We start from the raw sequence: 21,804 nt of genomic DNA on the forward strand, positions 1-21,804 counted from the left end.
CCTCGCTCGTAAGCACGCGTCGTATCGGTCGCTGCGGAGTCGCGCCGCACGATTCACCGCCATCGCGCTCGCGCATGCGAATCGCCGCGTGCGACCAGCGCGCGGATGCGGTCGGCGGTGCGGCACGCGATCGCCTGGATCGTCAGCGACGGATTCACGCCGCCCACCGTCGGAAACACCGAGCCGTCGCACACCCACAGGTTCGGTATGTCCCAACTGCGGCAATCGGCATCGACGACGCTCGTCGCCGGGTCGTCGCCCATCCGCACGGTGCCGGCGAGATGGCACGTGTCGTCCTCCTCGTGCCAGATGTCGCGCGCGCCGGCCGCCTCCAGCGAACGCCCCATCTGCGCGAGCGCATGGCGGATCATCCGGCGATCGTTGTCGTCGTACGAATAGGTCACGCGCGCGACCGGCAACCCGAACGCGTCGCGTTCGTCGGCGAGCGTCACGCGGTTGTCCGCGCGCGGCAGCGTCTCGCCGACGATCTTCAAGCCGGCCTGGAAGTTGTAGCGCGCCATTTCGCGCTTCAGCGCGTCGCCCCACAGCCCGCGCGCGGCGACCTTGCGCGCCCATTCGATCGGCAGCGGCCCCTGGCTCATCCAGCAATAGCCGCCGAAGAAATCCTTGCCTTCGTCCGCATAGTTCCAGTGCTCGGTGATCGACAGCGACGGCGGCCCCTTGTACCAGCGCACTTCGTCGTCCATCGTCCCCCACGACGCCTGGTTGAGCTGCGCCATCAGGTAGCGGCCGACGAGGCCCGAACGGTTCGCGAGCCCCTGCGGATGCCGCCCGTTCGCGGACAGCAGCAGCAGGCGCGGCGTCTCGATCGCATAACCGGCGACGACGACGTTGCGCGCGCGCTGGAACCGGGTGCGGCCGTCGCGCGCGTAGTGCACGCCGGTCACGCGATCGCCGTCGGCCTCGATCCGCAGCGCCATCGCGAGATCGCGCACTTCGGCGCCGGCCGCGACCGCCCGCGGAATCCACGTGACGAGCGCACTCTGTTTCGCGTTGGTCGCGCAGCCGGCGATGCAGAAGCCGCGGTACACGCACGGATGCGCGCGGCCGCGCGGCGCGGACAGCGTCGCGAGCGGCGTCGGCGTCCAGTCGATGCCCAGTGCCTCCGCGCCGCGCGCCAACACGAGCGCGGCCGCGTTCAGTTCGTGCGGACGATACGGATAGCGCGGGCGCGGCGGCCCCCACGGGTAGTTCACGGGCCCGCTGATCTTCAACGCCTGTTCGACCTCGCGGTAGTAGCGCCACATCTCGCGCCAGTCGAGCGGCCAGTCGACGCCGTAGCCGAGCGCGCTGCGCGAGCGAAACCACTCGGGCCGGAAGCGCAGCGACACCATCGCGAAATGCACGGTGCTGCCGCCGATCGCGCGGCCGCTGTTGTTGGTGCCGAGCGTGAGCGGATCGGCGCCGTCGCAGATCCGCTCGTCGGTCCAGAACAGCTTGTGCTGATGCGTCTCGTCGGACGCGAATTCCTCGAGGGGCCGCCACCATGCGCCCGCGTCGAGCGCGACGACCGAGAAGCCGTATTCGGCGAGCTTGCACGCGAGCGTGCCGCCGCCGGCACCGGTGCCGACGATCACGAAGTCGACCGCGTCGTCGTCGCGGAACATCCGCATCGGCGACCAGCCGCCGACCCGCAACGGATCGGGCGCACGGCCATCGCGGCCGCGCGGCGACGGGGCGGACAGCGGTTCATCGGCGGCCATCTCGATCGCCCTCCTCCACGCGCATTTCCGCTTCCCACGGGTCGCGCCGGTTGAAGTCCATCCGCACGTAGCCGCGCGGGCTCGCGGGGCCGCCGAAGCCGATCTCGTTCCACGCGAACGGATGGCCGTAATACGCGCCGCAGATATCCATCAGCACGCGCTTCGCGAAGAACGTGCGCGGGTCCATGCCGGCCCAGGCCGGTTCCATCTGTCGATCGACGTCGCCTTTCTGTACCGCGTGCAGCAACGCGTCGGCGTCGCGCGCGGCGAGCGCCGCGAACGGGCAGCCGTGCGCGTGCCGCGCCATCGCGTCGAGCGCGGCGAGGCCCGTCTGCCACGCGGCGCGCAGCGGGGGAAGACGCGCATCGCGATAGCCGTCGCCGTCGTCGGCCGCGAGCCGCGCGTCGACCAGCGCGGCGGTCGGGATCGCGCCCGCGCCGCCCGGCTGCTGCGGCACGATGCGCGTGCACAACGCACCGAGCGTCGCGAATCGTTCGGCATCCAGATGACGCGGCGCATTCGCAGCCACGCGCAGGCGGGCATCGATCGCACGCCGCGTCGCATCGTTCCACGACGGCGTGTCGCGCTTGGCGAGCACATCGTAGCCCGGATAGCGCGGCAGCGCGACCGGCTTGCGGTTCGCATCGTTCATGACGCCTCCTGTTCGGCGAGCGCGGTCGCGGCCAGCCCCGCGATCGCGAGCGCGGTGAAGCTCGGCGGCGCCGGCAGCGGTGGGCCCGACAGCAGGTTCTGCGACCAGTTGCGCCAGCCGCCCATCTGCCGCGCGACGCCGCGCGCATGAAACGCGACGCCGACGAACCCGAGCACGGCCGTCGCGCGCAGCCACCCGCGGCAGAATCCGCAGTCGGCACGCGGGCGCGACAGCGCGAGCCGGGCAGTCGCCAGCGCGGCAAGCGGCGGCACGACGAGCGGCGCGAACATCGCGCGATGCTGGAACGCGCCGCGAAAATGCAGCAATCCGACTTCGCCGAGCGTGCCGACGAGCCCCGCCGCGACCAGCCCGGCAAGCGCGCGCCCGGCCGGCAGCCCGGCGAGCCGCGGCGCATCGGCAGGGCTCTGGCGCAACCGCTCGCCCGCCGCGCCCAGCGCGCCCGACAGCAGCAGCGCGAACGGCGCGCCGAGCGGTGCGCCATAGAACAGGTTGTGCCAGCTGAAACCGCCCGGCCGCTTCGTCACGTTGTACAGGTGGAACGCGGAACCGGCGACGCCGACCGCGGCCGATGCGACGTGCACCGCGTCGCGCAGCCGGTGACGCACGGGCGTATCGTCCGCGTGGCCGTGCACGCTCGCGATCACCGACAGCGTCGACATCGCGAGCGGCGCGAGCATCGCGCGATTGTGAAAGGTGCCGCGATAGTGCTCGACGCCGCTGTCGGCGAGCACCGAGCCGGCCAGCAGCAACGCGCTGCGGTTCAGCAGCCGCGCGGCGTCGGCCAGCAGCCTGTCGCGCTCGGCGGCGCGATGTCGGCGGTGTCGCATCGTTCCTCCTCCTCGGCAATCAGAGCGCGAAATCCAGCAGATCGGCGGTGCGCAATTCGAGGCCGAGCCCGGCGCGCGTCGCGTCGATTTCCAGTGCGCCGTCGACGAGCGTCGGCGCGCCGTCGAACAGCATCCGCTCGATGCGGACATGATCGTGAAACCATTCGACGTGGCGCAGGCGCGGCGCCGCGCAGCCGATGTGCCTATGCAGCGCGGGCGCGCAATGCGCGGACAGGTCGACGTGGTGCGCATCGGCGAGCGCGGCGGCCGCGAGAAAACCGCTGACGCCGCCGCAGCGCGTCGCGTCGGCCTGCAGCACGTCGACCGCACGGCCTTCCAGCAAGCGCCGGAAATCGTCGGGCGTATACGCGTACTCGCCGGCCGCGACGTCAACCCGCGCGCCGACGTGCTCGCGCACGAATCGCAACCCGGCGACGTCGTCGCTGCTGACGGGCTCCTCGAACCAGCGAACGTCGCAATCGGCGGCCGCCTGCGCGAACGCGAGCGCCGTGCGCGGCGCGTACGCGCCGTTCGCATCGACGAACAGGTCGACGTCACGCCCGAGCGCATCGCGCGCCGCGTGCACGCGCGCCGGATCGCGCGCGTCCTCCACGCCGATCTTGATCTTGCACGCGCGCACGTGCTCGGCGCGCCATCCGTCGAGTTGCGCGGCGAGCGTCGGCGCATCGTAAGTCGTGAACCCGCCGCTGCCGTACACCGGCACGCGTTCGCGTAGGCGGCCCAGCAGCAGCGCGAGCGGCACGTCGGCGAGTTTCGCCTTCGCGTCCCACAGCGCGGCATCGAGCGCCGATATCGCGGTCGCCGCGATCCCGCTGCGGCCGAGGTTGCGCACCGCGCGCCACAGCGCGTCGACGGCGGCCGGGATGTCCACCGCCGGCCGGTGGCGCAGCACGCCGGCCAGCAGCGACGTCACGAGCGGGACGGCGCTCGCATCCGTATACGTATAGCCGAGCCCCGTCACAGACCCCGCGTCGATCTCCACGACGACGACCGTCGTCGCGGTCCATGCATAGGTGCCGTCGGCTTCGGGCCGGTCGGTCGGCACGCGATACGCGCGAGCGCGCACGTCGTCGATCGCCGGCGCGGCGGAAAGGGCCATCGTTGCGCTCCGGTCAACTTGCTTTTTGCTTGCGGACCACGCGTGCAACCGCTGTGCCCGACGCGCGCGGCGCGGCACGTGCCTTGCGCCGCTGCCTCGCATCGGCTCATCCCGAACCAAGGAGAAACGGCATGGCGACAGTGGCGGATTTCATCGTCGAGCGGCTGTACGAGTGGGGCGTGCGCCGCATCTACGGCTACCCGGGCGACGGCATCAACGGCTTTTTCGGCGCGCTGAATCGCGCCGACGGCAAGATCGAATTCATCCAGGCGCGCCACGAGGAGATGGCGGCCTTCATGGCGTCCGCGCATGCAAAATTTACAGGCGAGCTCGGCGTATGCGTCGCGACGTCGGGGCCCGGCGCCGCCCACCTCGTGACCGGCCTGTACGACGCGCGGCTCGACCACATGCCGGTGCTCGCGATCGTCGGCCAGCAGGCGCGCGCGTCGCTCGGCGGCCACTATCAGCAGGAAGTGGATCTTCCTGCGCTTTACAAGGACGTTGCGGGCGCATTCGTTCAGCTTGCGACGGTGCCGGGCCAGGTGCGCCATCTGGTCGACCGCGCGGTGCGCACGGCGCTCGGCGCGCGCACGGTCACCGCGCTCGTGCTGCCGAACGACCTGCAGGAACTCGACTACGCGCCGCCGAAACGCGCGCACGGCACCGTGCATTCGGGGGTCGGCTATACGGCGCCGAAAGTCGTGCCGTATGCGGACGACCTGCGGCGCGCGGCCGACGTGCTCAACGCAGGGTCGAAAATCGCGCTGCTGGTCGGCGCCGGCGCGCTGCACGCGACCGACGAGGTCATCGCGGTGGCCGACCGGCTCGGCGCGGGCGCCGCGAAAGCGCTGCTCGGCAAGGCCGCGCTGCCGGACGACCTGCCGTGGGTCACCGGCTCGATCGGGCTGCTCGGCACCAAGCCGAGCTACGAGCTGATGACCGAATGCGACACGCTGCTGGTCGTCGGCTCCGGTTTTCCGTATTCGGAATTCCTGCCGAAGGAGGGCCAGGCGCGCGGCGTGCAGATCGACCTGAAGGCCGACATGCTGAGCCTGCGCTACCCGATGGAAGTCAATCTGGTCGGCGACAGCGCCGAGACGCTGCGCGCGCTGCTGCCGCTCTTGAACGAGCGTCGCGATACCGCGTGGCGCGACCGGATCGCGAAATGGAACCACGACTGGCACGAGACGCTCGCGGCCCGCGCGGCCGCGAAAGCCAGCGCGGGGCGTGGCGTCAATCCGCAGCGCGCGTTTACCGAGCTGTCGCCGCGCCTGCCCGACGACGTGATCCTGACGAGCGATTCGGGCTCCTGCGCAAACTGGTATGCACGCGATCTGAGGATGCGGCGCGGGATGATGGGCTCGCTGTCCGGCGGGCTCGCGTCGATGGGCGCCGCGGTGCCCTATGCGATCGCCGCGAAATTCGCGTATCCGGTGCGCCCGGTGATCGCGATGGTCGGCGACGGCGCGATGCAGATGAACAACATGGCCGAGCTGATCACGGTCGCCAAATACTGGCGCCAGTGGCCCGACCCGCGATGGATCTGCATGGTGCTGAACAACGAGGACCTCAACCAGGTCACGTGGGAGCAGCGCGTGATGGAGGGCGACCCGAAGTTCGACGCGTCGCAGCAGATCCCGAACGTGCCGTACTACCGCTTCGCGACGCTGCTCGGCCTCAAGGGCATCTACGTCGACGATCCGGAGCAACTCGGCGCCGCGTGGGACGAGGCGCTCGCGTCCGACCGGCCGGTCGTGCTCGAAGTGAAGAGCGACCCCGAGGTGCCGCCGCTGCCGCCGCACGTGACGCTGCAGCAGGCGAAGCATTTCGCCGAAATGCTGGTGAAAGGCGACGCGCGCGAAGCCAACGTGATCGTCGAGACCGCACGGCAGGTGCTGTCGGCCGTGCTGCCCGGCAACGGCGAACACAGCGACAAGGCCGGCAAGGGCAGCAAGGAAGGGAAAGGCGAATCGTAAGCCGGGCAAGCGCGGAACGGCGCGACTAGTCGATGTCGACGTCGTCCCGCCCGTCGCCGTGCAGCGCGAGCGCCGCATTCACGAGCCCGACCTGCGCGAGCGTGAACGGAAAATTTCCGCATAGGCGCCGCGCGTTCACGTCGTACTCCTCGGACAGCAGCCCGACGTCGTTGCGCAAGCCGAGCAGCCGCTCGAACAGCGCGTGCGCGTCGTCGTCGCGCCGCTGCATCCGGTACACCTGCACGAGCCAGAAGCCGGCCGCGAGAAACGCGCCTTCGTCGCCTTCGCAGCCGTCCGCGAAACGCGGCGGGCGATAGCGGAACGGCAAGCCGTCGTCGACCAGCTCGCGCTCGATCGCGGCGACCGTCTCGACCACGCGCGGGTCGGACGCGTCGAGCATCCCCGTGAGCGGAATCAGCAGCAGGCTGACGTCGATGCCGTCGCCGTCGAAACGGTCGACGAAGCGGCCGAGCTGCGCGTGGTAGCCGCGTTCGAGCACCTCCGCGCGCACCGCGTCGGCCCAGCGGCGCCACACGTCGAGCGGCGCGTGGTGGCCGAACGCGCGCGCGGAGCGGTACGCGCTTTCGACCGCGGCCCACACCATCACCTTCGACGACGTGAACGGGTGCCGGCCGCTGCGCACCTCCCAGATGCCTTCGTCCGGCTCGCGCCAGATCGTCGCGAGATGTTCGAGCAGGCGCCGCTCGAGCGTCCACGCGTCGTCGTCGGGCGGCAACCCGTGCCGGCGCGCCTGATACAGCGCGCCGAGCACCTCGCCGTACACGTCGAGCTGCAACTGGTCGGCCGCCGCGTTGCCGAAGCGCACCGGCCGCGCGCCTTCGTAGCCGGCCAGATGCGCGGCCTCCCACTCGGCCGCGCGCCGGCCGCCGTCGGCCGCATACAGCACCTGCAGTTGCGACGGATGATCGGCGATCGCCCGCACGAGCCAGTCGCGCCAGCGCGCGGCCTCGTCGCGATAGCCGCAGCGCACCAGCGCGCGCAGCGTGAAGCTCGCGTCGCGCAGCCAGCAGAACCGGTAGTCCCAGTTGCGCGCGCCGCCGAAGCGCTCGGGCAACGAACTGGTCGGCGCCGCGACGATGCCGCCGGTGCGCAGGCTCGACAGCAGCTTGACCGTGATCAGCGCGCGTTCGACCGCGTCGCGATACGGGCCGTCGGCCGCATTGCAATCCGACCAGACGCGCCAGAATGCCTGCGTGTCGCGCAGCGACGCATACGCATCGGGCACGGCCGGCGCCGGATCGAACGAACGCGCGTAACTGATGCAGAAATCCGTCCGCTCGCCCGCCGAGATCCGGCGTGTGCCGACGAGCCGGTCGCTCTGCACGTCGAGCCGCGCATCCGTGTCGAGCCACATCGCATCGCCGCCCGTCATCATCCGCCAGCGCCGGCCGAAACGCCGGCACCACGGCAGCGCGCTGCCATAGTCGAAGCGCACGCCGAGATCGACGTCGATGTCGACCGTCCCGCGCTCGCCGCACACGCTGCGGATCAGGCACGGATCGCGCGCGTTCCAGCTCATCCAGTCGGTGATCACGATGCAGCCGGACGGCGTATCGAACGTCGTCTCGAGTATCGCGGTGCCCGGCAGATAGCGCCGCGTCACGCGCGCATCCGGCTCGCTCGGCGCAATCCGGAACCGGCCGTTGTCAGGCGTACCGACGAGCGCGGCGAAGCACGGCGGCGAATCGAAGTCCGGCCAGCACAGCCAGTCGACGCTGCCGTCGCGGGCGACGAGCGCCGCGCTGCGGCCGTCGCCGACGAGCGCGTAATCCTCGATCCGCATCGCGCTCACCGGTTCCACTTGCGCGCGACGGCGAGCGCGGTCGCGAGCACGGCGAGCGCCGCGCCGAACGCGAGCGCACGCGATGCGCCGAGCCCGGCCTCGACGCCCGTGCGGCACGCTTCGTCGGTGAACGCGCCGCGCGTCGCATGCCCGCCGGGCACGGCCGCCCACAGGTTCGACCGGCGCGGCCCGGCCGGCGCGGCGCGCTGCTGGCCGCGCACCGCCGTTCGTGCGAGATAGCGGTCGAAGCAACCGGGGGCGATACCGTTCGCGACGATCGCGGCGAGCGACGACCAGCCGACCCAGCGCTCGCGGCACGGATGCCGCGCGGCGTGCACGATCGCGTCGGCCGCCACCTCCGGCGCATAGACCGGCGCAACCGGACGCGGCGCGTGCGGCAGCACGGATTCGGCCCAGTCGAACTGCGGCGTGTCGATCGCGGGCAATTGCACCATCGTCACGCGCACGCGGCTGTGCGCATGCAGCAGTTCGCAGCGCAGCGCGTCGGTGAAGCCGCGGATCGCATGTTTCGCGCCGCAGTACGGCGTTTGCAGCGGAATCGACCGATACGCGAGCGCCGAGCCGACCTGCACGATCGTGCCGCGGTTGCGCGGCGCCATCCGCGCAAGCGCGGCCCGCGTGCCGTACACGCAGCCGAGGTAGGTCACGGCCGTCACGCGCGCATAGTCTTCCGGCGAGATTGCGTCGAACGGCGCGAACACGGTGACCATCGCATTGTTGACCCACACGTCGAGCGGCCCGAGCTCGTGTTCGATCCGCTCGGCGGCCGCGTCGAGCGCGGCCGCATCGCTGACGTCGACGGCGATCGGCAGCGCCCGGACGCCGTACGCACGCACCTCGCACGCGGTGTCGTGCAGTGCTTCCGGGTCGCGAGCGAGCAGCGCGACGTTCGCGCCGCGCCGCGCGAATGCGTGAGCGGTCGCACGGCCGACGCCGGCGCTCGCGCCGGTGATCGCGACGGTCTTCACGGTCGGTTCCTCCCGTTTTTCGATTTTTTCGATGAGGGCCGGCATGCTGACGAAGCTTTTGCGCCGCTGCGTGCCGGAACGCGATCGGCGCAGCAAACGACATGCCGCGGACGATGCGGACCCATGCGGACCGTACCGTGCCGGCGCGCGCCATGAACGGCCACCCGATTTACAAACCGGCTGTAACGTAACCGGCGCGTTGCGTGCGCCATTCCGCCTCGCCGCGGCCGCAAGCGTGCGAGCCGCGTACGCACGAAACTTGCTCGGCCGCGAACGGCCTTCGTCATGCCGCCGCCATCGGCAAGGAGTCGCGTTGCTCGTTCCGCTGTTCAGAAAAACGCGTCATATCGCATGCATCGCACCGTTCGCGTGGGCGGTCGCGCCGCTCGTCGCGCGCGCGGCTGCCGAGCCTGCGGAGTCCGGCAATCCGGCCGCGCCGCTGCCGCTCGCCTACGTCATGCACGCGGCCGGCCCCGCCGCGCAGCCGGTCTTCGTGCTCGGCTGGGCGCTGCTCGCGCTGTGCCTGTTCGTCTGCGTCGCGATCGCCGTGCTGCTGCTGATCGCGCTGTTTCGCCGTCGCGCGCGGGCGGGCGGCGGCCATGGCAGCGGGCTGACGATCGTGACCGTGGGCTCCGCGATCTCGATCCTGCTGCTGTTCGGCGCGCTCGTCTACATGCTGCGCGTGCTCGGCGCGATCGCGACACCGCCGCGCCCGCCCGCACTGACGATCGCGGTGACCGCGTACGACTGGTGGTGGGCCGTTCGTTATCCGGACGATGCCGGCGGCCCGGCCTTCGTCACCGCGAACGAAATCCATATCCCGGTGGGCGAGCCGGTCGCGATCGAACTGAAGAGCGCCGACGTGATCCATGCGTTCTGGGTGCCGCAACTCGCCGGCAAGACCCAGACGATTCCCGGCCAGACCAATCGCCAATGGCTGCAGGCCGACCGGCCCGGCGTCTATCGCGGGCAGTGCTCGCAATACTGCGGCGCGCAGCATGCACACATGGCGTTCGAAGTCGTGGCCGAGCCGCCGGCCGCATTCCGTGCGTGGCTCGCCGCGCAACGCCAACCGGCGCAGGCGCCCGCGGCCGGCGCCGAGCGCCGCGGCCAGCGCGTATTCGCCGCGCGCTGCGCAGGCTGCCACGCGGTGCGCGGCACCGACGCAACGGGCGACGCGGGCCCCGATCTCACGCACGTCGGCACGCGCCGGCTGCTCGCGGCCGGCACGCTCGACAACACGCCCGACAACCTGCGCCGCTGGATCGCGCATGCGCAGCAGATCAAGCCGCAATCGCTGATGCCGTCGATCGCGCTCGCGCCGCGCGACGCCGACGATCTCGCCGCGTATCTCGCGACGCTGCACTGAACCGAGGATGCCGATGGCCATTGCCCGCGACACGCCCACCCCGCTCAGCCGCGTACCCGATCTCGGCGAAGCGCCGCCCGGTTCCGCGCACGAGCGCGCGCTGGCCGAGCAGTGGGAGTCCGAACCCGGCTGGCGCGGCTGGCTCGGCACCGTCGATCACAAGCGCATCGGGCTGCGCTACATCGTCACCGCGTTCGCGTTCCTGCTGCTCGGCGGCGTCGAGGCGCTCGTGATGCGCATCCAGCTCGCGCGGCCGAACGCGACGCTGCTCACGCCCGCGCAATACGATTCGCTGTTCACGATGCACGGCGTCACGATGATCTTCCTGTACGCGTTGCCGGTGCTGTCCGGCTTCGCGAACTACCTGTGGCCGCTGATGCTCGGCTCGCGCGACATGGCGTTTCCGCGGCTCAACGCGTTCTCGTACTGGGCGTTCCTGTTCGCCGGGCTGTTCCTGTATGCGAGCTTTCCGCTCGGTGCGGTGCCGGACGGCGGCTGGTTCAACTACGTGCCGCTCACGTCGCTCGACTACAGCGCCGGTGCGAACCTCGACATCTATGCGCTCGGGATGATCCTGCTCGGCATCTCGACGACGGGCGGTGCCGCGAACTTCGTCGTCACGCTGCTGCGGATGCGCGCGCACGGCATGTCGATCGACCGGCTGCCGATCATCGTGTGGGGCACGCTGACCGCGTCGGTCGCGAACCTGGTCGCGGTGCCGTCGGTGAGCCTCGCGTTCCTGCTGCTGTGGCTCGACCGCAATGCGGGCACGCACTTCTTCGACGTCGCGCACGGCGGCCGGCCGCTGTTGTGGCAGCACCTGTTCTGGATGTTCGCGCATCCGTGGGTCTACGTGGTCGTGCTGCCGGCGATGGGGATCGTGTCCGACGCGCTGCCGACCTTCTGCCGGCGGCCGCTCGTCGCATACGAGGCCGTCGCGGTATCGACCGTCGCGACGATGCTGATCGGCTTCGAAGTGTGGGTCCACCACATGTTCGCGACGGGCATCGCGCCGCTCGCGCTCGCGTTCTTCGGCGCCGCGAGCATGCTGATCTCGATTCCGAGCGCGGTCGCGGTGTTCGCGTGGATCGCGACGATCTGGACTGGCCGCCCCGTGTTCCGCACGCCGTTCCTGTATTTCGCGGGCTTCGTGCTGATGTTCGTGATCGGCGGCGTGTCGGGCGTGATGACCGCGGCCGTGCCGCTCGACTGGCAGCTCACCGATACGTACTTCGTCGTCGCGCACCTGCATTACGTGCTGCTCGGCATCAACGTGTTTCCGGTGCTCGGCGGCGTCGCGTACTGGTTCCCGAAGTTCACCGGGCGGATGATGAACGAGCGGTTCGGCCGCTGGACCTTCTGGGTCGTGCTGGTCGGCTTCAATCTCGGCTTCTTCCCGATGCACGTGTCCGGACTGCTCGGGATGCCGCGCCGCATCTATACCTATCCGTCCGGGATGGGCTGGGATACGTCGAACCTGCTGACGACGATCGGCTCGTTCGTGTTCGGGATCGGCATCGTGATGTTCGTCGTCAATGCGCTGGTGAGCGCGCGGCACGGCGCGCGCGCCGGCGACAACCCGTGGGGCGGTGCCGGACTCGAATGGTCGGTCGCGTCGCCGACGCCCGTGTACAACTTCGCGGTGCTGCCGCTCGTCGCGTCGCGGCATCCGCTGTGGGAAACGCGCGACGATCCGCAGCGCACCAGCCTGCGGATCGGCTACCGGCTCGCGGACGGGCGCGAGGCGCTCGCGGTCACGCCGCTCGCCGCGGCCCCCAGCGCGATCCTGAAGATGCCCGAAGACAGTTGCGTGCCGTTCGTGCTCGCGCTGCTGGCGACCGGCGTGTTCGCGGCGATGCTCGCGCGCTCGCCGACCCTCGTCTGCGCGGCCGTCGCCGGGTGCGCGATCGCCACCGCCGCGTGGCTGTGGCCGCGCCGCACGCTCGGGCAGCGCGCGCGCCTGCCGGCCCGCGCCGACACGCAGGCGCCCGCCGCGGCCGGGCCGCATCCGGACGAGCCGCCGTCGGCGAAAGTGCCGGCCGGCGCGCCGGCCGCGTGCATCGCGCCGCTGCCGGTCGGCAGTTGCGGCGAGCGCGCGGGCGGCTGGTGGGGCGTGCTCGCGCTGATCGTGACCGAGGCCGGGCTGTTCGGCTACCTGCTGTTCTGCTACTTCTACCTGCAGTCGCAATGGTCCGCGCCGTGGCCGCCCGAAGGAATGCCGAAGATCGGGCTCGCGGCCGCCAACACGGTCGTGCTGCTGTCGAGCAGCGTGTTCGTGTGGCTCGCGGAACGCGCGGTGCGCGCCGACCGGCAGGCGCGCGCGGTGGCGATGCTCGTCGTCGCGCTGGTGCTCGGCACCGCGTTCGCGCTGGTCCAGCTGCACGAATGGCGCGACCATCCGTACGGCCCGACCGCGCATCTGTACGGCAGCCTTTATTTCACGATCACCGGGTTCCACCTCGCGCACGTCGTGGCCGGCCTCGCGATCCTCGCGCTGCTCGCCGGGTGGACGGCCGCCGGTTTCTTCAGCCGCGAGCGACGCGTCGCGCTGACGGTCGGCGGGCTCTACTGGCACTTCGTCGACATCGTGTGGCTGTTCATCTTCACCGCGCTGTACGTATCGCCGTTCTGGCTGAGGAGTACCGGATGAACGACACACGCCGCGCGTGGACACCGCTGCTCGCGATCGCGGCCGGCCTCGTCGGCGCGCCCGCGCTGTGGTTCGCCCAGATGCTCGTGTCGGAGACGCTCGCCTCCACCGCGTGCTATCCGCTCGGCGTCGCGCAGGCCGCGCCGCGCTGGGCGCACGTCGGCGTGTGGCTCGCGCTGATCGCCGCGGGCGCGTTCGCGCTGGCCGCGGCCTGCGCGACGTGGCTCGCGCGCGCGTGGCGGCACCGGCACGATGCCGATGCGCCCGCCGCGACGCGCGACGACAGTACGCGCTTTCTCGCGCGCTGCGGGATGCTCGCCGCGCTCGGCTTCGTGATCGGTCTCGTGTTTACGGGGATCGTCACCGCTTTCGTGGGGCCTTGCAGCCCATGGCGCTGATCTCGTTCGCTTCGTGCTTGGTGCCGGGCCGCCGCGCGGGCGCCGCGGTCGCGGTCGCGGTATGCGTCGCGCTCGGCGGATGCGACATGCAGCGCGACGACAACGCGGCCGCCGCGGACACGGCCGGCGCCGCGTCGGCGGCGCAAGCGCCCGAGCCCGCGTCGGGCTGGCGGTTCGTGCGGATTCGCACGTCGGCGGCCGATGCCGGCGCGTCGATGTCCGCGCGCGCACGAGACGATCCGCGCCTTTCCCGGTCGTGGGACGCGGGGGTGGCGGATTCCGGCGCATCTGGTGCATCTGATACATCTGGCGCATCTGGTGCATCTGGCGCGGCCGCCCGGCCGCCGCATGCGGCTTCCGCTTCGACCGCCCGCCGTCCCGCGATTGCCGCGGCCGCCGCGAGCGCCGACGCCGCGACGCTCGCGCGCGGCCGCTACCTCGCGCTCGCCGGCGACTGCGCCGCGTGCCACGACGCGGCCGACCATACGCCGTACGCGGGCGGTCAGCCGGTGAATTCGCCGTTCGGGCCGATCTATGCGCCGAACATCACGCCGGACCCGACGCATGGAATCGGCCACTACACGCTGCGCCAGTTCGACGATGCATTGCGGCGCGGCGTGCGCGCGGACGGCAGCCGGCTGTATCCGGCGATGCCCTACCCGTCGCTCGCGCACCTGAGCGACGACGACGTGCGCGCGTTGTATGCGTATTTCATGCGCGGCGTCGCGCCTTCGCCGAACGCGGCGAAGCTCACGCAGTTGCCGTTTCCGTTCAACCAGCGCTGGGCGCTCGGGCTGTGGAGTCTCGCATTCGCGAACCGCGACCGGTTCGCGCCGCAGCCGTCTCGATCGGCGGAATGGAATCGCGGCGCCTATCTCGTGCAGGGGCTCGGCCATTGCGGCGCATGCCATACGCCGCGCGGGCCGGCCTACAACGAACGCGGCTACGACGAGCGCAGCCCCGCGTTCCTCACCGGCGGCATCAACGATCACTGGTTCGCGCCGAACCTGACCGGCGCGGACCCGGACGGCCTCGGCCGCTGGTCGGCCGACGACATCGCCGCATTCCTGCGCAGCGGCCATGCGGCGCGCGGCGCGGTGTTCGGCGCGATGGCGCCGGTCGTCGGCGAAAGCACCGCGTTGCTGACGGATGCCGACCGCCATGCGATCGCGGTGTACCTGAAGTCGTTGTCCGCGCAACCGACTGCCGCGACGAATCCGGTGGGGGTCGGCGTGCCGCGGCTGACGGTGGCCGGCCCTCGTCCGGAAAGCGGCCAGCAGGCGCCGGGGGCCGGCGTGTATGCGGGGTTCTGTGCGCGTTGCCACGGTGCCGAAGGCAAAGGCGTCCCCGATCGCGGGCCGGCGCTCGCGGGCAGTTCGATCGTGCTCGCGGCCGATCCGACCAGCACGATCCGGATCGTGGTCGAAGGCGCGCGGCCCGCGCCCGGGAAGCCCGAGCCGGTGCAGCGGATGCCGGCGATGCGCGGCGCGCTGACGAGCGGCGAGATCGCCGCGGTGATCAGCTACGTGCGCGGTGCGTGGGGAAATCGGGCCGCGCCGGTGTCGGAGCGGGATGTGAGGCGGTTGCGGGGGGCAATCAAGCGGTAGCGTCGAGCTGCGCTGCGCGCAGGGCTTCTCGTGTAGTGGTCGAGATTTTTCGTGGGCCAGAGCCAGGGGGCTGATAATTGGCTGAGTTCTTACGTTTTTGCGGAAGCCTTAAACCGGCCCTGCGCCAAAGTTGCCGCAGAAGGCGGTGATGATGGTCGGCAGGTCAGCATCGAGGAGCACATTGATACCCGCCCCGTTCCGCCCCATCCGTGTCACGCTGCTCGCCACTGGCAATGGTGCACGAGCAGCGTTTGGCGGCAACGTGCAGCCGGCAATCGGCGGTTGCCGGCTGCATCGAACGCATCGTTCAATACGTGTTGAACATGCGCTGCAGTTCGTGCGGGTCGTTCGTCTTGGTCAAGCCGAGCATGAGCAGGATGCGGGCTTTCTGCGGGTTGAGCGTGTCCGAAGCAACGAAGCCTTGCTTTTCGTCATCCACCTCGCCGTTGCGTGCAACGATCCCTTGACCAACGCGCGATGAACGCACGATGGTTAGCCCCTTGGCGTGCGCCGCGGACAGCGCGGGCAGCATCTTGGTCGAGACGCTGCCATCACCCACGCCTGCGTAGACCACGCCCTTGCTGCCGGCCGAGACAAACGCGTTCAGAGCCGACGGCGTGACCTCCGCATAGCTGTAGACGATGTCGACCCGGGGGAGCGTGTTGAGGTTGCTCACGTCAAACTCCGAATCGGCCGTGTTCTTGCGCGTGGACGCGTGGTAGAACTCCGTGCGGCCGCCCTGGATGTAACCCAAGGCGCCAAGTTCGGGAGACTTGAATGTATCCACCGTAAAAGTGTTCGTCTTGGTGACGTCGCGGGCGCTCAGGATATGGTCGTTCATCACCACCAGTGCGCCTTTGCCGACGGAATTCGGGCTGGCTGCCACGGCGACAGCGTTGTAGAGGTTGAGTGGGCCATCGGCGCTGTGTGCCGTGGACGGTCGCATCGAGCCAGTCAGCACGACGGGCTTGTGGCTCTTGACGGTCAGATTCAGGAAGTACGCGGTCTCTTCCATCGTATCGGTGCCGTGCGTGATCACCACGCCAGCCACATCGGGCTGCGCCAGCGCAGCGTTCACCTTCTTTAGCAGATTCAACCAGTGGTCAACGTCCATGTCGGAGCTGTCGATCTGGTAGACCTGCTCGCCGCTCAGGCGCGCGATCTTGCGCATCTCGGGCACGGCATCGACCAGCTTTTCGATGCCGACCTTGTTAGTCGAGTAGCCGACGACGGTGGTTTTCTCCGCACCGGTCTCCGCAATCGTGCCACCGGTGGCGAGGATGACGACGTGCGGAAGTGTCGCGTTAGCGATTGTGGGGTTGCCCTGCTGGGCGTGTACCGGCAGGCAGAACGCCATCGAGCACGCCGCGACGACGGCGAGCGACCGGATCATGGATGTGGCTTGCATTGTTGTCCCCAAAATTGTGAATGCCGGAGCGGCTGGAAGTGCTGCGTAAGATGGAATCGCGCATGCCGCTCCGCGTTGCTTTTGCTGGAATCCCCTTGTGCTGCGCAGCACTGCGCGCCGGCGGGGCCCGGCGGAAGGGATGTGTGCTGATTGCGTGAGCAAGGGAGATCAAGCCATCCCATCCGTCCGAGGCCGATGGTAGGGGCTGGCCGAATGGGTGGAATGCGAGTGTTGCATACGATCATGCGGATCTCGCATACGTAGGGTAAACATGGGCAATCAGGCATGATCCGCGCAGATAGCCTCCACTCCATTCATCGCACCACGCCGGAGGCAGGACATGGAAGTCAAATGGATCGAGGACTTTATTGCCCTCACGCAACATCAAAGCTTTTCGCGCGCGGCAGAGATCCGCAATGTCACCCAGTCCGGCTTCAGCCGGCGCATCCAGGCGCTTGAACAGTGGGTGGGGGCGGAGCTTGTGGATCGCAGCACCTATCCGCCCACGTTGACGGCGGCTGGCCGCCTGTTCGAAGAGGCCGCGGATGATGTGTTGAGCAAGTTGATCGACACGCGCGCCATCATCCGATCGGAGCACCGCATGCCGGGCCCGGGACTGCAGATCGCGGCTGGCCATACGATTTCACTCAACTTCCTGCCGGGCTGGTTCACCGCGGTCGGTAAGCAGATCGGTACCCTGCGCGCGCGTGTGATACCGGGCAATGTACACGACTCGGTGTTGACCCTCGTCCACGGCGCATGCGACCTAATGTTTGCGTACGATCATCCCGGCCTGCCGTTGCATCTGGACCCAATCAAATACCCCAGTCTCACGGTCGGGCGCGACACCTTTATGCCGGTGAGCAGGCCCAATGCGCGCCTGGGGCCGGCGCATCGTTTGCCCGGCACCACCAACCGCCCCGTGCCGCTGATTTCCTACACCAACACCAGCTATTTCGGCCGTTGCCTGGCATTGCTCCTGAGCCACGCCGACACGCAACCCGTCTTGCGGCTCGACTACGAATCTGACATGGCCGAGGTACTCAAAAAGATGCTGCTCGCAGGTGAGGGTGTCGCCTGGTTGCCCAAGAGTGCTATTGAAACGGAATTGGCTTCCGGCGTGCTGGTGCCCGCAGGCGGCCCGACATGGTCGCTGGATCTGGATTTGCGCGTGTATCGCAACCAGTACACCCGTAATGATTTGTTGGAAACGCTTTGGCGTCACCTCAGTCTGCCCTGAGTGAAACGAGCAGTGACGGGCACTGACTCCCTCTCACCCTCGTTTACCCGGTCTATGCGGCATCCGCATGAGCCTTTGCGGGAGTCGCATCATGGCACGCGCTGCCCCTCCTACACTCCGTCCACGCATTGAACGCCCCACCCACAACGGCATGTGGGGCGACTGCGAAAGGCCACGGATTCGGTGTTCTCCGATTCCGGCAAGAGACCTCACTGGACGGAGCACCATGAAAAAGAATCGCCTTACCGCAACCATCCTGGCCGGAATGCTGATCGGCATTGCCGTGGGCTACGCGTGCCACAAGCTGGCACCCAATGCCGATGCCGCCAAAGCCATCGCCGGCTATTTCTCCATCGTCACGGACATCTTCCTGCGGTTGATCAAGATGATCATCTCGCCGCTCGTTTTTGCGACGCTCGTGTCGGGTCTGGCCGGTATGGATGGCACGCAGGCGGTGCGCCGCATAGGGCTACGCTCCGTGGCGTGGTTTGTCTGCGCGTCGTTGATCTCGCTGGCGCTTGGGCTGGTGTTGGCCAACGTGCTGCAGCCAGGCGCGGGATTGAACATGACGCCCAACGCCGCTGACGTTGCTACCGGCCTGAACACTGCCGGCCTGAACTTCAAGGACTTCATCACGCATGCGTTCCCGACCAGCGTGCTCGATGCGATGGCACGCAACGACATCCTGCAGATCCTCGTGTTCTCGGTGTTCTTTGGCGTGGTGCTCGGCGTGCTCAAGGGCGACGAGCGCGTAGCTCCGCTATCGCGCGCCATCGATGCGCTGGTACCCGCCATGCTCAAGCTGACGGACTACGTGATGGCGCTGGCGCCCATTGGTGTATTCGGCGCCATTGCTTCGGCCATTACGCTGCATGGGCTCGATGTGCTGGCGACGTACGGCAAGCTGGTCGGCAGTTTCTACCTGGGGCTGGCGCTCCTGCTCGCCATCCTGATTAGCATCGGCCACCTGTTCCTCGGGCGCCAGACGTGGGCATTACTCAAGGCGATCCGCGAGCCGGCCATGCTGGCGTTCTCCACAGCGAGCAGCGAGGCGGCGTACCCACGCCTGACCGAGAAGCTCGAAGCGTTTGGCGTCGACAAGAAGGTGGTGGGCTTCACGCTGCCGCTGGGCTACGCCTTCAATCTCGATGGCTCGATGATGTACCAGGCGTTTGCGGCCATCTTCATTGCACAGGCGTTTGGCGTGGAGATGCCGCTGTCGCAGCAGATTCTCATGCTGCTGGTGCTGATGATCAGCAGCAAGGGTATGGCCGGCGTGGCGCGCGGCTCGGTGGTGGTTGTGGCGGCCGTAGCGCCGATGTTCCATCTGCCGCCGTCGGGCGTCGTGCTGATCTTGGCGATCGACCAGATCCTGGACATGGGCCGCACCGCCACCAACGTGGTCGGCAACAGCATCGCCACCACGGCCATCGCCAAATGGGAAACCCGCCGCGCCGCCCGGGAGCAGACGCAGGTGTTGAGCGGCCTCTCGAATATTTCGGGCGAAGTGAAATGACAACTCCGCACGCCAACCGTCGCTCGCTGGGTGTGATCGGCGGCCTGGGTGCCCTGGCCAGCGCAGATGTGTTCTTCAAGCTGATCCAGTCCACCCCGGCCAGCACCGATGCGGAGCACCTCGACATCGTGTTCGAGCAGCATCCCTTTGCTCAGGCTGGCCAGACCACGGCAGCGACCACGGAGCGCAAGCTGTACATCTTCGATCTGATCCGCGACTTCCAGCGGCGCGGCATCGGGGCCGTGGTGCTGCCCTGCTTCTTGAGCCACACCTTCATTGATGAACTTACCGCCAACTCACCGTTGCCGATCATCGACATGATGGCAGGGCTGCGCAGCCATGTGCGGCGCAAGTTCCCAAGGGCGCGGCGGATTGGCGTACTGGCCTCGGACACCACACGCAACAAGCGCCTGTTCGAGCGCTACTTCGACGCGCCGGAATTCGACGTTATTCACCCGCGCATCGACTACGGCATCGATCGGGTAACGGACGCGGTGTACGCCGCCGACGGCATCAAGAGCGGCATCCTGCGCGGTCGCCCGATTACGTTGCTGCGCGAGGCGTGCCTCGACCTCATCGACCAGGGCGCCGAGCTGATACTGCCGGGACTGACCGAGATCGCCCTGGTGCTCGACGAGCTTGGCCCGCTTGGCGTGCCCATCGTCGATTCCAACCTGGCCTACGCGCAGTACGTGGTGTCGGGGCAGCCCGAAGCGCCCGGCAAGCTGTTTAAGGTCGGGGTGGTGGGTGGCGTGGGGCCGGCTGCTACGGTCGACTTCATGCATAAGATCGTGCGTAACACGCCGGCCACGCGTGACCAGGACCACATCAAGCTGCTGGTCGAGCAGAACCCGCAGATTCCCGATCGCACCGAGAACCTCATCGGCGAAGGCCCGGACCCGACCATCTCACTGTACGCCACGTGCCGCAAGCTGGAGGCGGGCGACGCGGACATCATCGCCATCCCGTGCAACACGGCACATGCCTATGTCGAGCGGGTGCAACCGTATCTCGGCATCCCGATCGTCAACATGCTGACCGTCACGGCCCAGCACATTCGCAGCACGTTTCCGACACTGCGCAAGATCGGTCTGCTGGCTACCTCCGGCACCGTAGCCAGCGGCGTGTACCGCAAAGCACTGGAAGCGGCCGGCCTTGAACAGGTGGTGCCCAGCCCCGAGCGACAGGCCGACGTCATGAACGCCATCTACGGCCCGCGGGGCGTCAAGGCGGGCTTCACGACTGGTGCCTGCGTTGACGACCTGACGGCGGCCATCAACGAAATGGCCGCAGATGGCGTGGACGTGGTGATTCTCGGCTGCACGGAGCTGCCGCTGATATTGCCGCACAGCAGTGCCACCACCGCGCAGGGCCACACCGTCACGCTGGTCGACCCTACCGATGTGCTGGCGCGGCACTGCGTTGCCCGCGCGCTCGGCCAATCCTATCTCTCCAACGCTTCAACGCAAACAGCATGACCCACCGTATCGAACACGACCTGCTCGGCGGCCGCGAGATTCCCAACGATGCCTACTACGGCGTCCACACGCTGCGCGCGCTGGAGAACTTTCCGATTACCGGAACACCCATCTCGGCGTATCCGCAATTGATCAATGCGCTCGCCAGCGTGAAAGCCGACGCAGCGCTCGCCAACCTAGATGGGCCGCACGCAGCTTCAAGATGCTGTACCGATGACGCTCGGCCAGGAGTTCAGCACCTGCGCGGCCTTGTAGCCGCCGCCGAGATCCTCCGCACCACGCAGCCCCCAGCGCGACGGCAGCTCGCCGGTAATCGACGGCATCCGCACGATGCCCTTGCCCTGCGTATTCGCGTGCGACACGTATTCGACGCCCGTATCGAGAATGCCGTACAACGTCACGCTGCCTTGCGCGAAACCGGTCGTTGCGATTCAGAACAATGCTCCGCCGACGAGATGCTGAAGTCTCATGTTGTCTCCAAACCTGATGATGGTCGATTCTGTTTATATGGATAGCTGATTGATCGCATCGACCGACCGGACGGGCGATGCGCCGCCGCGACTAGGGCCGCAGCACCGCCACCGCCTTGATCTCGACGATATAGCCGGGCGAGCCGCCGAGCATGTGCGCGCCGGTCGCGGTCCATGCCGGCCGCGGATGCGCATGGAAATAACGGTCGCGCACCTGCATGAACAGCGGCAGGTCGCGCATGTCGGTGTGAAACGTCGTGAGATCGACCACATCGTCGAACGATGCGCCGGCCGCCTCCAGCACTTGCCGCAGGTTCTCGAACGCCTGCACGATCTGGGCTTCGCGGCCCTCGACCAACTGCATCGCCGTGTCGCGGCCGATCTGGCCGGATACGTAAACGGTATCGCCGACCTTGATCGCCGGCGCATAGCCGATTTTTTCGTACACGGCCTCCATGCCGGCCGGGATGATCGCTTCTCGGTTGCTCATGAATGTCTCCGTGGCCGGGCTCGCCGGCCGGTTATATGACGGTCGTCGTCGCGCGCCCTGCCGCG

General features: G+C 68.7%; 16 protein-coding genes and 2 pseudogenes. 9 read left to right on the plus strand and 9 right to left on the minus strand.

The window, feature by feature from the left end; translation table 11 throughout:
- Window positions 1-53 precede the first annotated feature (53 nt).
- The 4 genes from WT97_RS30625 to WT97_RS30640 are packed head-to-tail and all read right to left on the minus strand — an operon-like array spanning window position 54 to window position 4,344.
- A complete protein-coding gene (locus tag WT97_RS30625; protein ID WP_060354987.1) occupies window positions 54-1,724 on the minus strand; it encodes a GMC family oxidoreductase in 1,671 nt (556 codons plus the stop codon).
- A complete protein-coding gene (locus WT97_RS30630) occupies window positions 1,711-2,376 on the minus strand; it encodes a gluconate 2-dehydrogenase subunit 3 family protein (protein ID WP_060354988.1) in 666 nt (221 codons plus the stop codon). The genes WT97_RS30625 and WT97_RS30630 overlap by 14 nt, the downstream gene beginning before the upstream one ends.
- Entirely contained in the window at window positions 2,373-3,224 is an 852-nt protein-coding gene (locus tag WT97_RS30635; protein WP_060354989.1) for a hypothetical protein, read from the minus strand. The genes WT97_RS30630 and WT97_RS30635 overlap by 4 nt, the downstream gene beginning before the upstream one ends.
- Window positions 3,225-3,243: 19 nt before the next feature.
- Window positions 3,244-4,344, minus strand: coding sequence for an enolase C-terminal domain-like protein (locus WT97_RS30640; RefSeq protein ID WP_060354990.1), 1,101 nt, complete (start codon window positions 4,342-4,344; stop codon window positions 3,244-3,246).
- A 131-nt stretch (window positions 4,345-4,475) separates the two neighbouring features.
- Here WT97_RS30640 and WT97_RS30645 point away from each other — a divergent pair, with 131 nt between their 5' ends.
- Window positions 4,476-6,320: a thiamine pyrophosphate-requiring protein gene (locus WT97_RS30645; RefSeq protein WP_060354991.1), complete on the plus strand. Its 1,845-nt coding sequence runs from the start codon at window positions 4,476-4,478 to the stop codon at window positions 6,318-6,320.
- Window positions 6,321-6,345: 25 nt separating this feature from the next.
- On the opposite strand, the gene WT97_RS30650 is transcribed toward WT97_RS30645, so the two are convergent.
- Both WT97_RS30650 and WT97_RS30655 read right to left on the minus strand, forming a co-directional pair.
- Window positions 6,346-8,124: a glycoside hydrolase family 15 protein gene (locus tag WT97_RS30650; protein WP_060355046.1), complete on the minus strand. Its 1,779-nt coding sequence runs from the start codon at window positions 8,122-8,124 to the stop codon at window positions 6,346-6,348.
- 5 nt (window positions 8,125-8,129) lie between these two features.
- A complete protein-coding gene (locus WT97_RS30655; RefSeq protein ID WP_060355047.1) occupies window positions 8,130-9,113 on the minus strand; it encodes an SDR family oxidoreductase in 984 nt (327 codons plus the stop codon).
- A gap of 313 nt (window positions 9,114-9,426) precedes the next feature.
- On the opposite strand from WT97_RS30655, the gene coxB reads away from it, so the two are divergent.
- From coxB to WT97_RS30675, 4 genes are read left to right on the plus strand one after another with little or no spacing between them, the layout of a single operon-like run.
- Window positions 9,427-10,482 (plus strand): cytochrome c oxidase subunit II, encoded by a 1,056-nt coding sequence (gene coxB / locus WT97_RS30660; protein WP_060354992.1) that lies wholly within the window; start codon window positions 9,427-9,429, stop codon window positions 10,480-10,482.
- A gap of 13 nt (window positions 10,483-10,495) precedes the next feature.
- On the plus strand, window positions 10,496-13,132 hold the full coding sequence (gene ctaD, locus WT97_RS30665; RefSeq protein ID WP_060354993.1) for a cytochrome c oxidase subunit I: 2,637 nt from the start codon (window positions 10,496-10,498) through the stop codon (window positions 13,130-13,132).
- Window positions 13,129-13,530 (plus strand): hypothetical protein, encoded by a 402-nt coding sequence (locus tag WT97_RS30670; RefSeq protein ID WP_060354994.1) that lies wholly within the window; start codon window positions 13,129-13,131, stop codon window positions 13,528-13,530. The genes ctaD and WT97_RS30670 overlap by 4 nt, the downstream gene beginning before the upstream one ends.
- The gene (locus WT97_RS30675) at window positions 13,521-15,137 is read left to right on the plus strand and encodes a cytochrome c (protein ID WP_060354995.1); all 1,617 of its coding nucleotides are present in this window, start codon (window positions 13,521-13,523) and stop codon (window positions 15,135-15,137) included. Before WT97_RS30670 ends, WT97_RS30675 begins: the two co-directional genes overlap by 10 nt.
- Before the next feature lie 307 nt (window positions 15,138-15,444).
- Here WT97_RS30675 and WT97_RS30680 read toward each other — a convergent pair whose 3' ends face one another.
- Entirely contained in the window at window positions 15,445-16,545 is a 1,101-nt protein-coding gene (locus WT97_RS30680) for a type II asparaginase (protein WP_060354996.1), read from the minus strand.
- Between the two features lie 340 nt (window positions 16,546-16,885).
- Here WT97_RS30680 and WT97_RS30685 point away from each other — a divergent pair, with 340 nt between their 5' ends.
- The 4 genes and pseudogenes from WT97_RS30685 to aspA form a co-directional block, all read left to right on the plus strand.
- A complete protein-coding gene (locus tag WT97_RS30685; RefSeq protein WP_060354997.1) occupies window positions 16,886-17,785 on the plus strand; it encodes a LysR family transcriptional regulator in 900 nt (299 codons plus the stop codon).
- Window positions 17,786-18,011: 226 nt separating this feature from the next.
- Entirely contained in the window at window positions 18,012-19,301 is a 1,290-nt protein-coding gene (locus tag WT97_RS30690) for a dicarboxylate/amino acid:cation symporter (RefSeq protein WP_060354998.1), read from the plus strand.
- A complete protein-coding gene (locus tag WT97_RS30695) occupies window positions 19,298-20,779 on the plus strand; it encodes an aspartate/glutamate racemase family protein (protein WP_060354999.1) in 1,482 nt (493 codons plus the stop codon). Before WT97_RS30690 ends, WT97_RS30695 begins: the two co-directional genes overlap by 4 nt.
- Window positions 20,776-20,961, plus strand: a pseudogene (aspA, locus tag WT97_RS35070) (aspartate ammonia-lyase); the annotation flags it as partial. The gene WT97_RS30695 and the pseudogene aspA, both read left to right, overlap by 4 nt.
- Window positions 20,962-20,988: 27 nt before the next feature.
- Here aspA and WT97_RS30700 read toward each other — a convergent pair.
- Together WT97_RS30700 and WT97_RS30705 are read right to left on the minus strand one after the other, a co-directional pair.
- Window positions 20,989-21,210, minus strand: a pseudogene (locus tag WT97_RS30700) (porin); the annotation flags it as partial.
- A gap of 130 nt (window positions 21,211-21,340) precedes the next feature.
- The gene (locus WT97_RS30705; protein WP_060355001.1) at window positions 21,341-21,739 is read right to left on the minus strand and encodes a RidA family protein; all 399 of its coding nucleotides are present in this window, start codon (window positions 21,737-21,739) and stop codon (window positions 21,341-21,343) included.
- Between the last annotated feature and the right edge of the window lie 65 nt (window positions 21,740-21,804).

Origin of the sequence: Burkholderia sp. MSMB1459WGS (assembly GCF_001534535.1) — a bacterium.
Lineage (GTDB): Bacteria > Pseudomonadota > Gammaproteobacteria > Burkholderiales > Burkholderiaceae > Burkholderia.

Bases quoted from the DNA above. Each gene is read 5' to 3' on its own strand.
- WT97_RS30625 (WP_060354987.1), bottom strand. From the start codon at position 1,724: ATGGCCGCCGATGAACCGCTGTCCGCCCCGTCGCCGCGCGGCCGCGAT.
- WT97_RS30630 (WP_060354988.1), bottom strand. From the start codon at position 2,376: ATGAACGATGCGAACCGCAAGCCGGTCGCGCTGCCGCGCTATCCGGGC.
- WT97_RS30635 (WP_060354989.1), bottom strand. From the start codon at position 3,224: ATGCGACACCGCCGACATCGCGCCGCCGAGCGCGACAGGCTGCTGGCC.
- WT97_RS30640 (WP_060354990.1), bottom strand. From the start codon at position 4,344: ATGGCCCTTTCCGCCGCGCCGGCGATCGACGACGTGCGCGCTCGCGCG.
- WT97_RS30645 (WP_060354991.1), top strand. From the start codon at position 4,476: ATGGCGACAGTGGCGGATTTCATCGTCGAGCGGCTGTACGAGTGGGGC.
- WT97_RS30650 (WP_060355046.1), bottom strand. From the start codon at position 8,124: ATGCGGATCGAGGATTACGCGCTCGTCGGCGACGGCCGCAGCGCGGCG.
- ctaD (WP_060354993.1), top strand. From the start codon at position 10,496: ATGGCCATTGCCCGCGACACGCCCACCCCGCTCAGCCGCGTACCCGAT.
- WT97_RS30670 (WP_060354994.1), top strand. From the start codon at position 13,129: ATGAACGACACACGCCGCGCGTGGACACCGCTGCTCGCGATCGCGGCC.
- WT97_RS30675 (WP_060354995.1), top strand. From the start codon at position 13,521: ATGGCGCTGATCTCGTTCGCTTCGTGCTTGGTGCCGGGCCGCCGCGCG.
- WT97_RS30680 (WP_060354996.1), bottom strand. From the start codon at position 16,545: ATGCAAGCCACATCCATGATCCGGTCGCTCGCCGTCGTCGCGGCGTGC.
- WT97_RS30685 (WP_060354997.1), top strand. From the start codon at position 16,886: ATGGAAGTCAAATGGATCGAGGACTTTATTGCCCTCACGCAACATCAA.
- WT97_RS30690 (WP_060354998.1), top strand. From the start codon at position 18,012: ATGAAAAAGAATCGCCTTACCGCAACCATCCTGGCCGGAATGCTGATC.
- WT97_RS30695 (WP_060354999.1), top strand. From the start codon at position 19,298: ATGACAACTCCGCACGCCAACCGTCGCTCGCTGGGTGTGATCGGCGGC.
- WT97_RS30705 (WP_060355001.1), bottom strand. From the start codon at position 21,739: ATGAGCAACCGAGAAGCGATCATCCCGGCCGGCATGGAGGCCGTGTAC.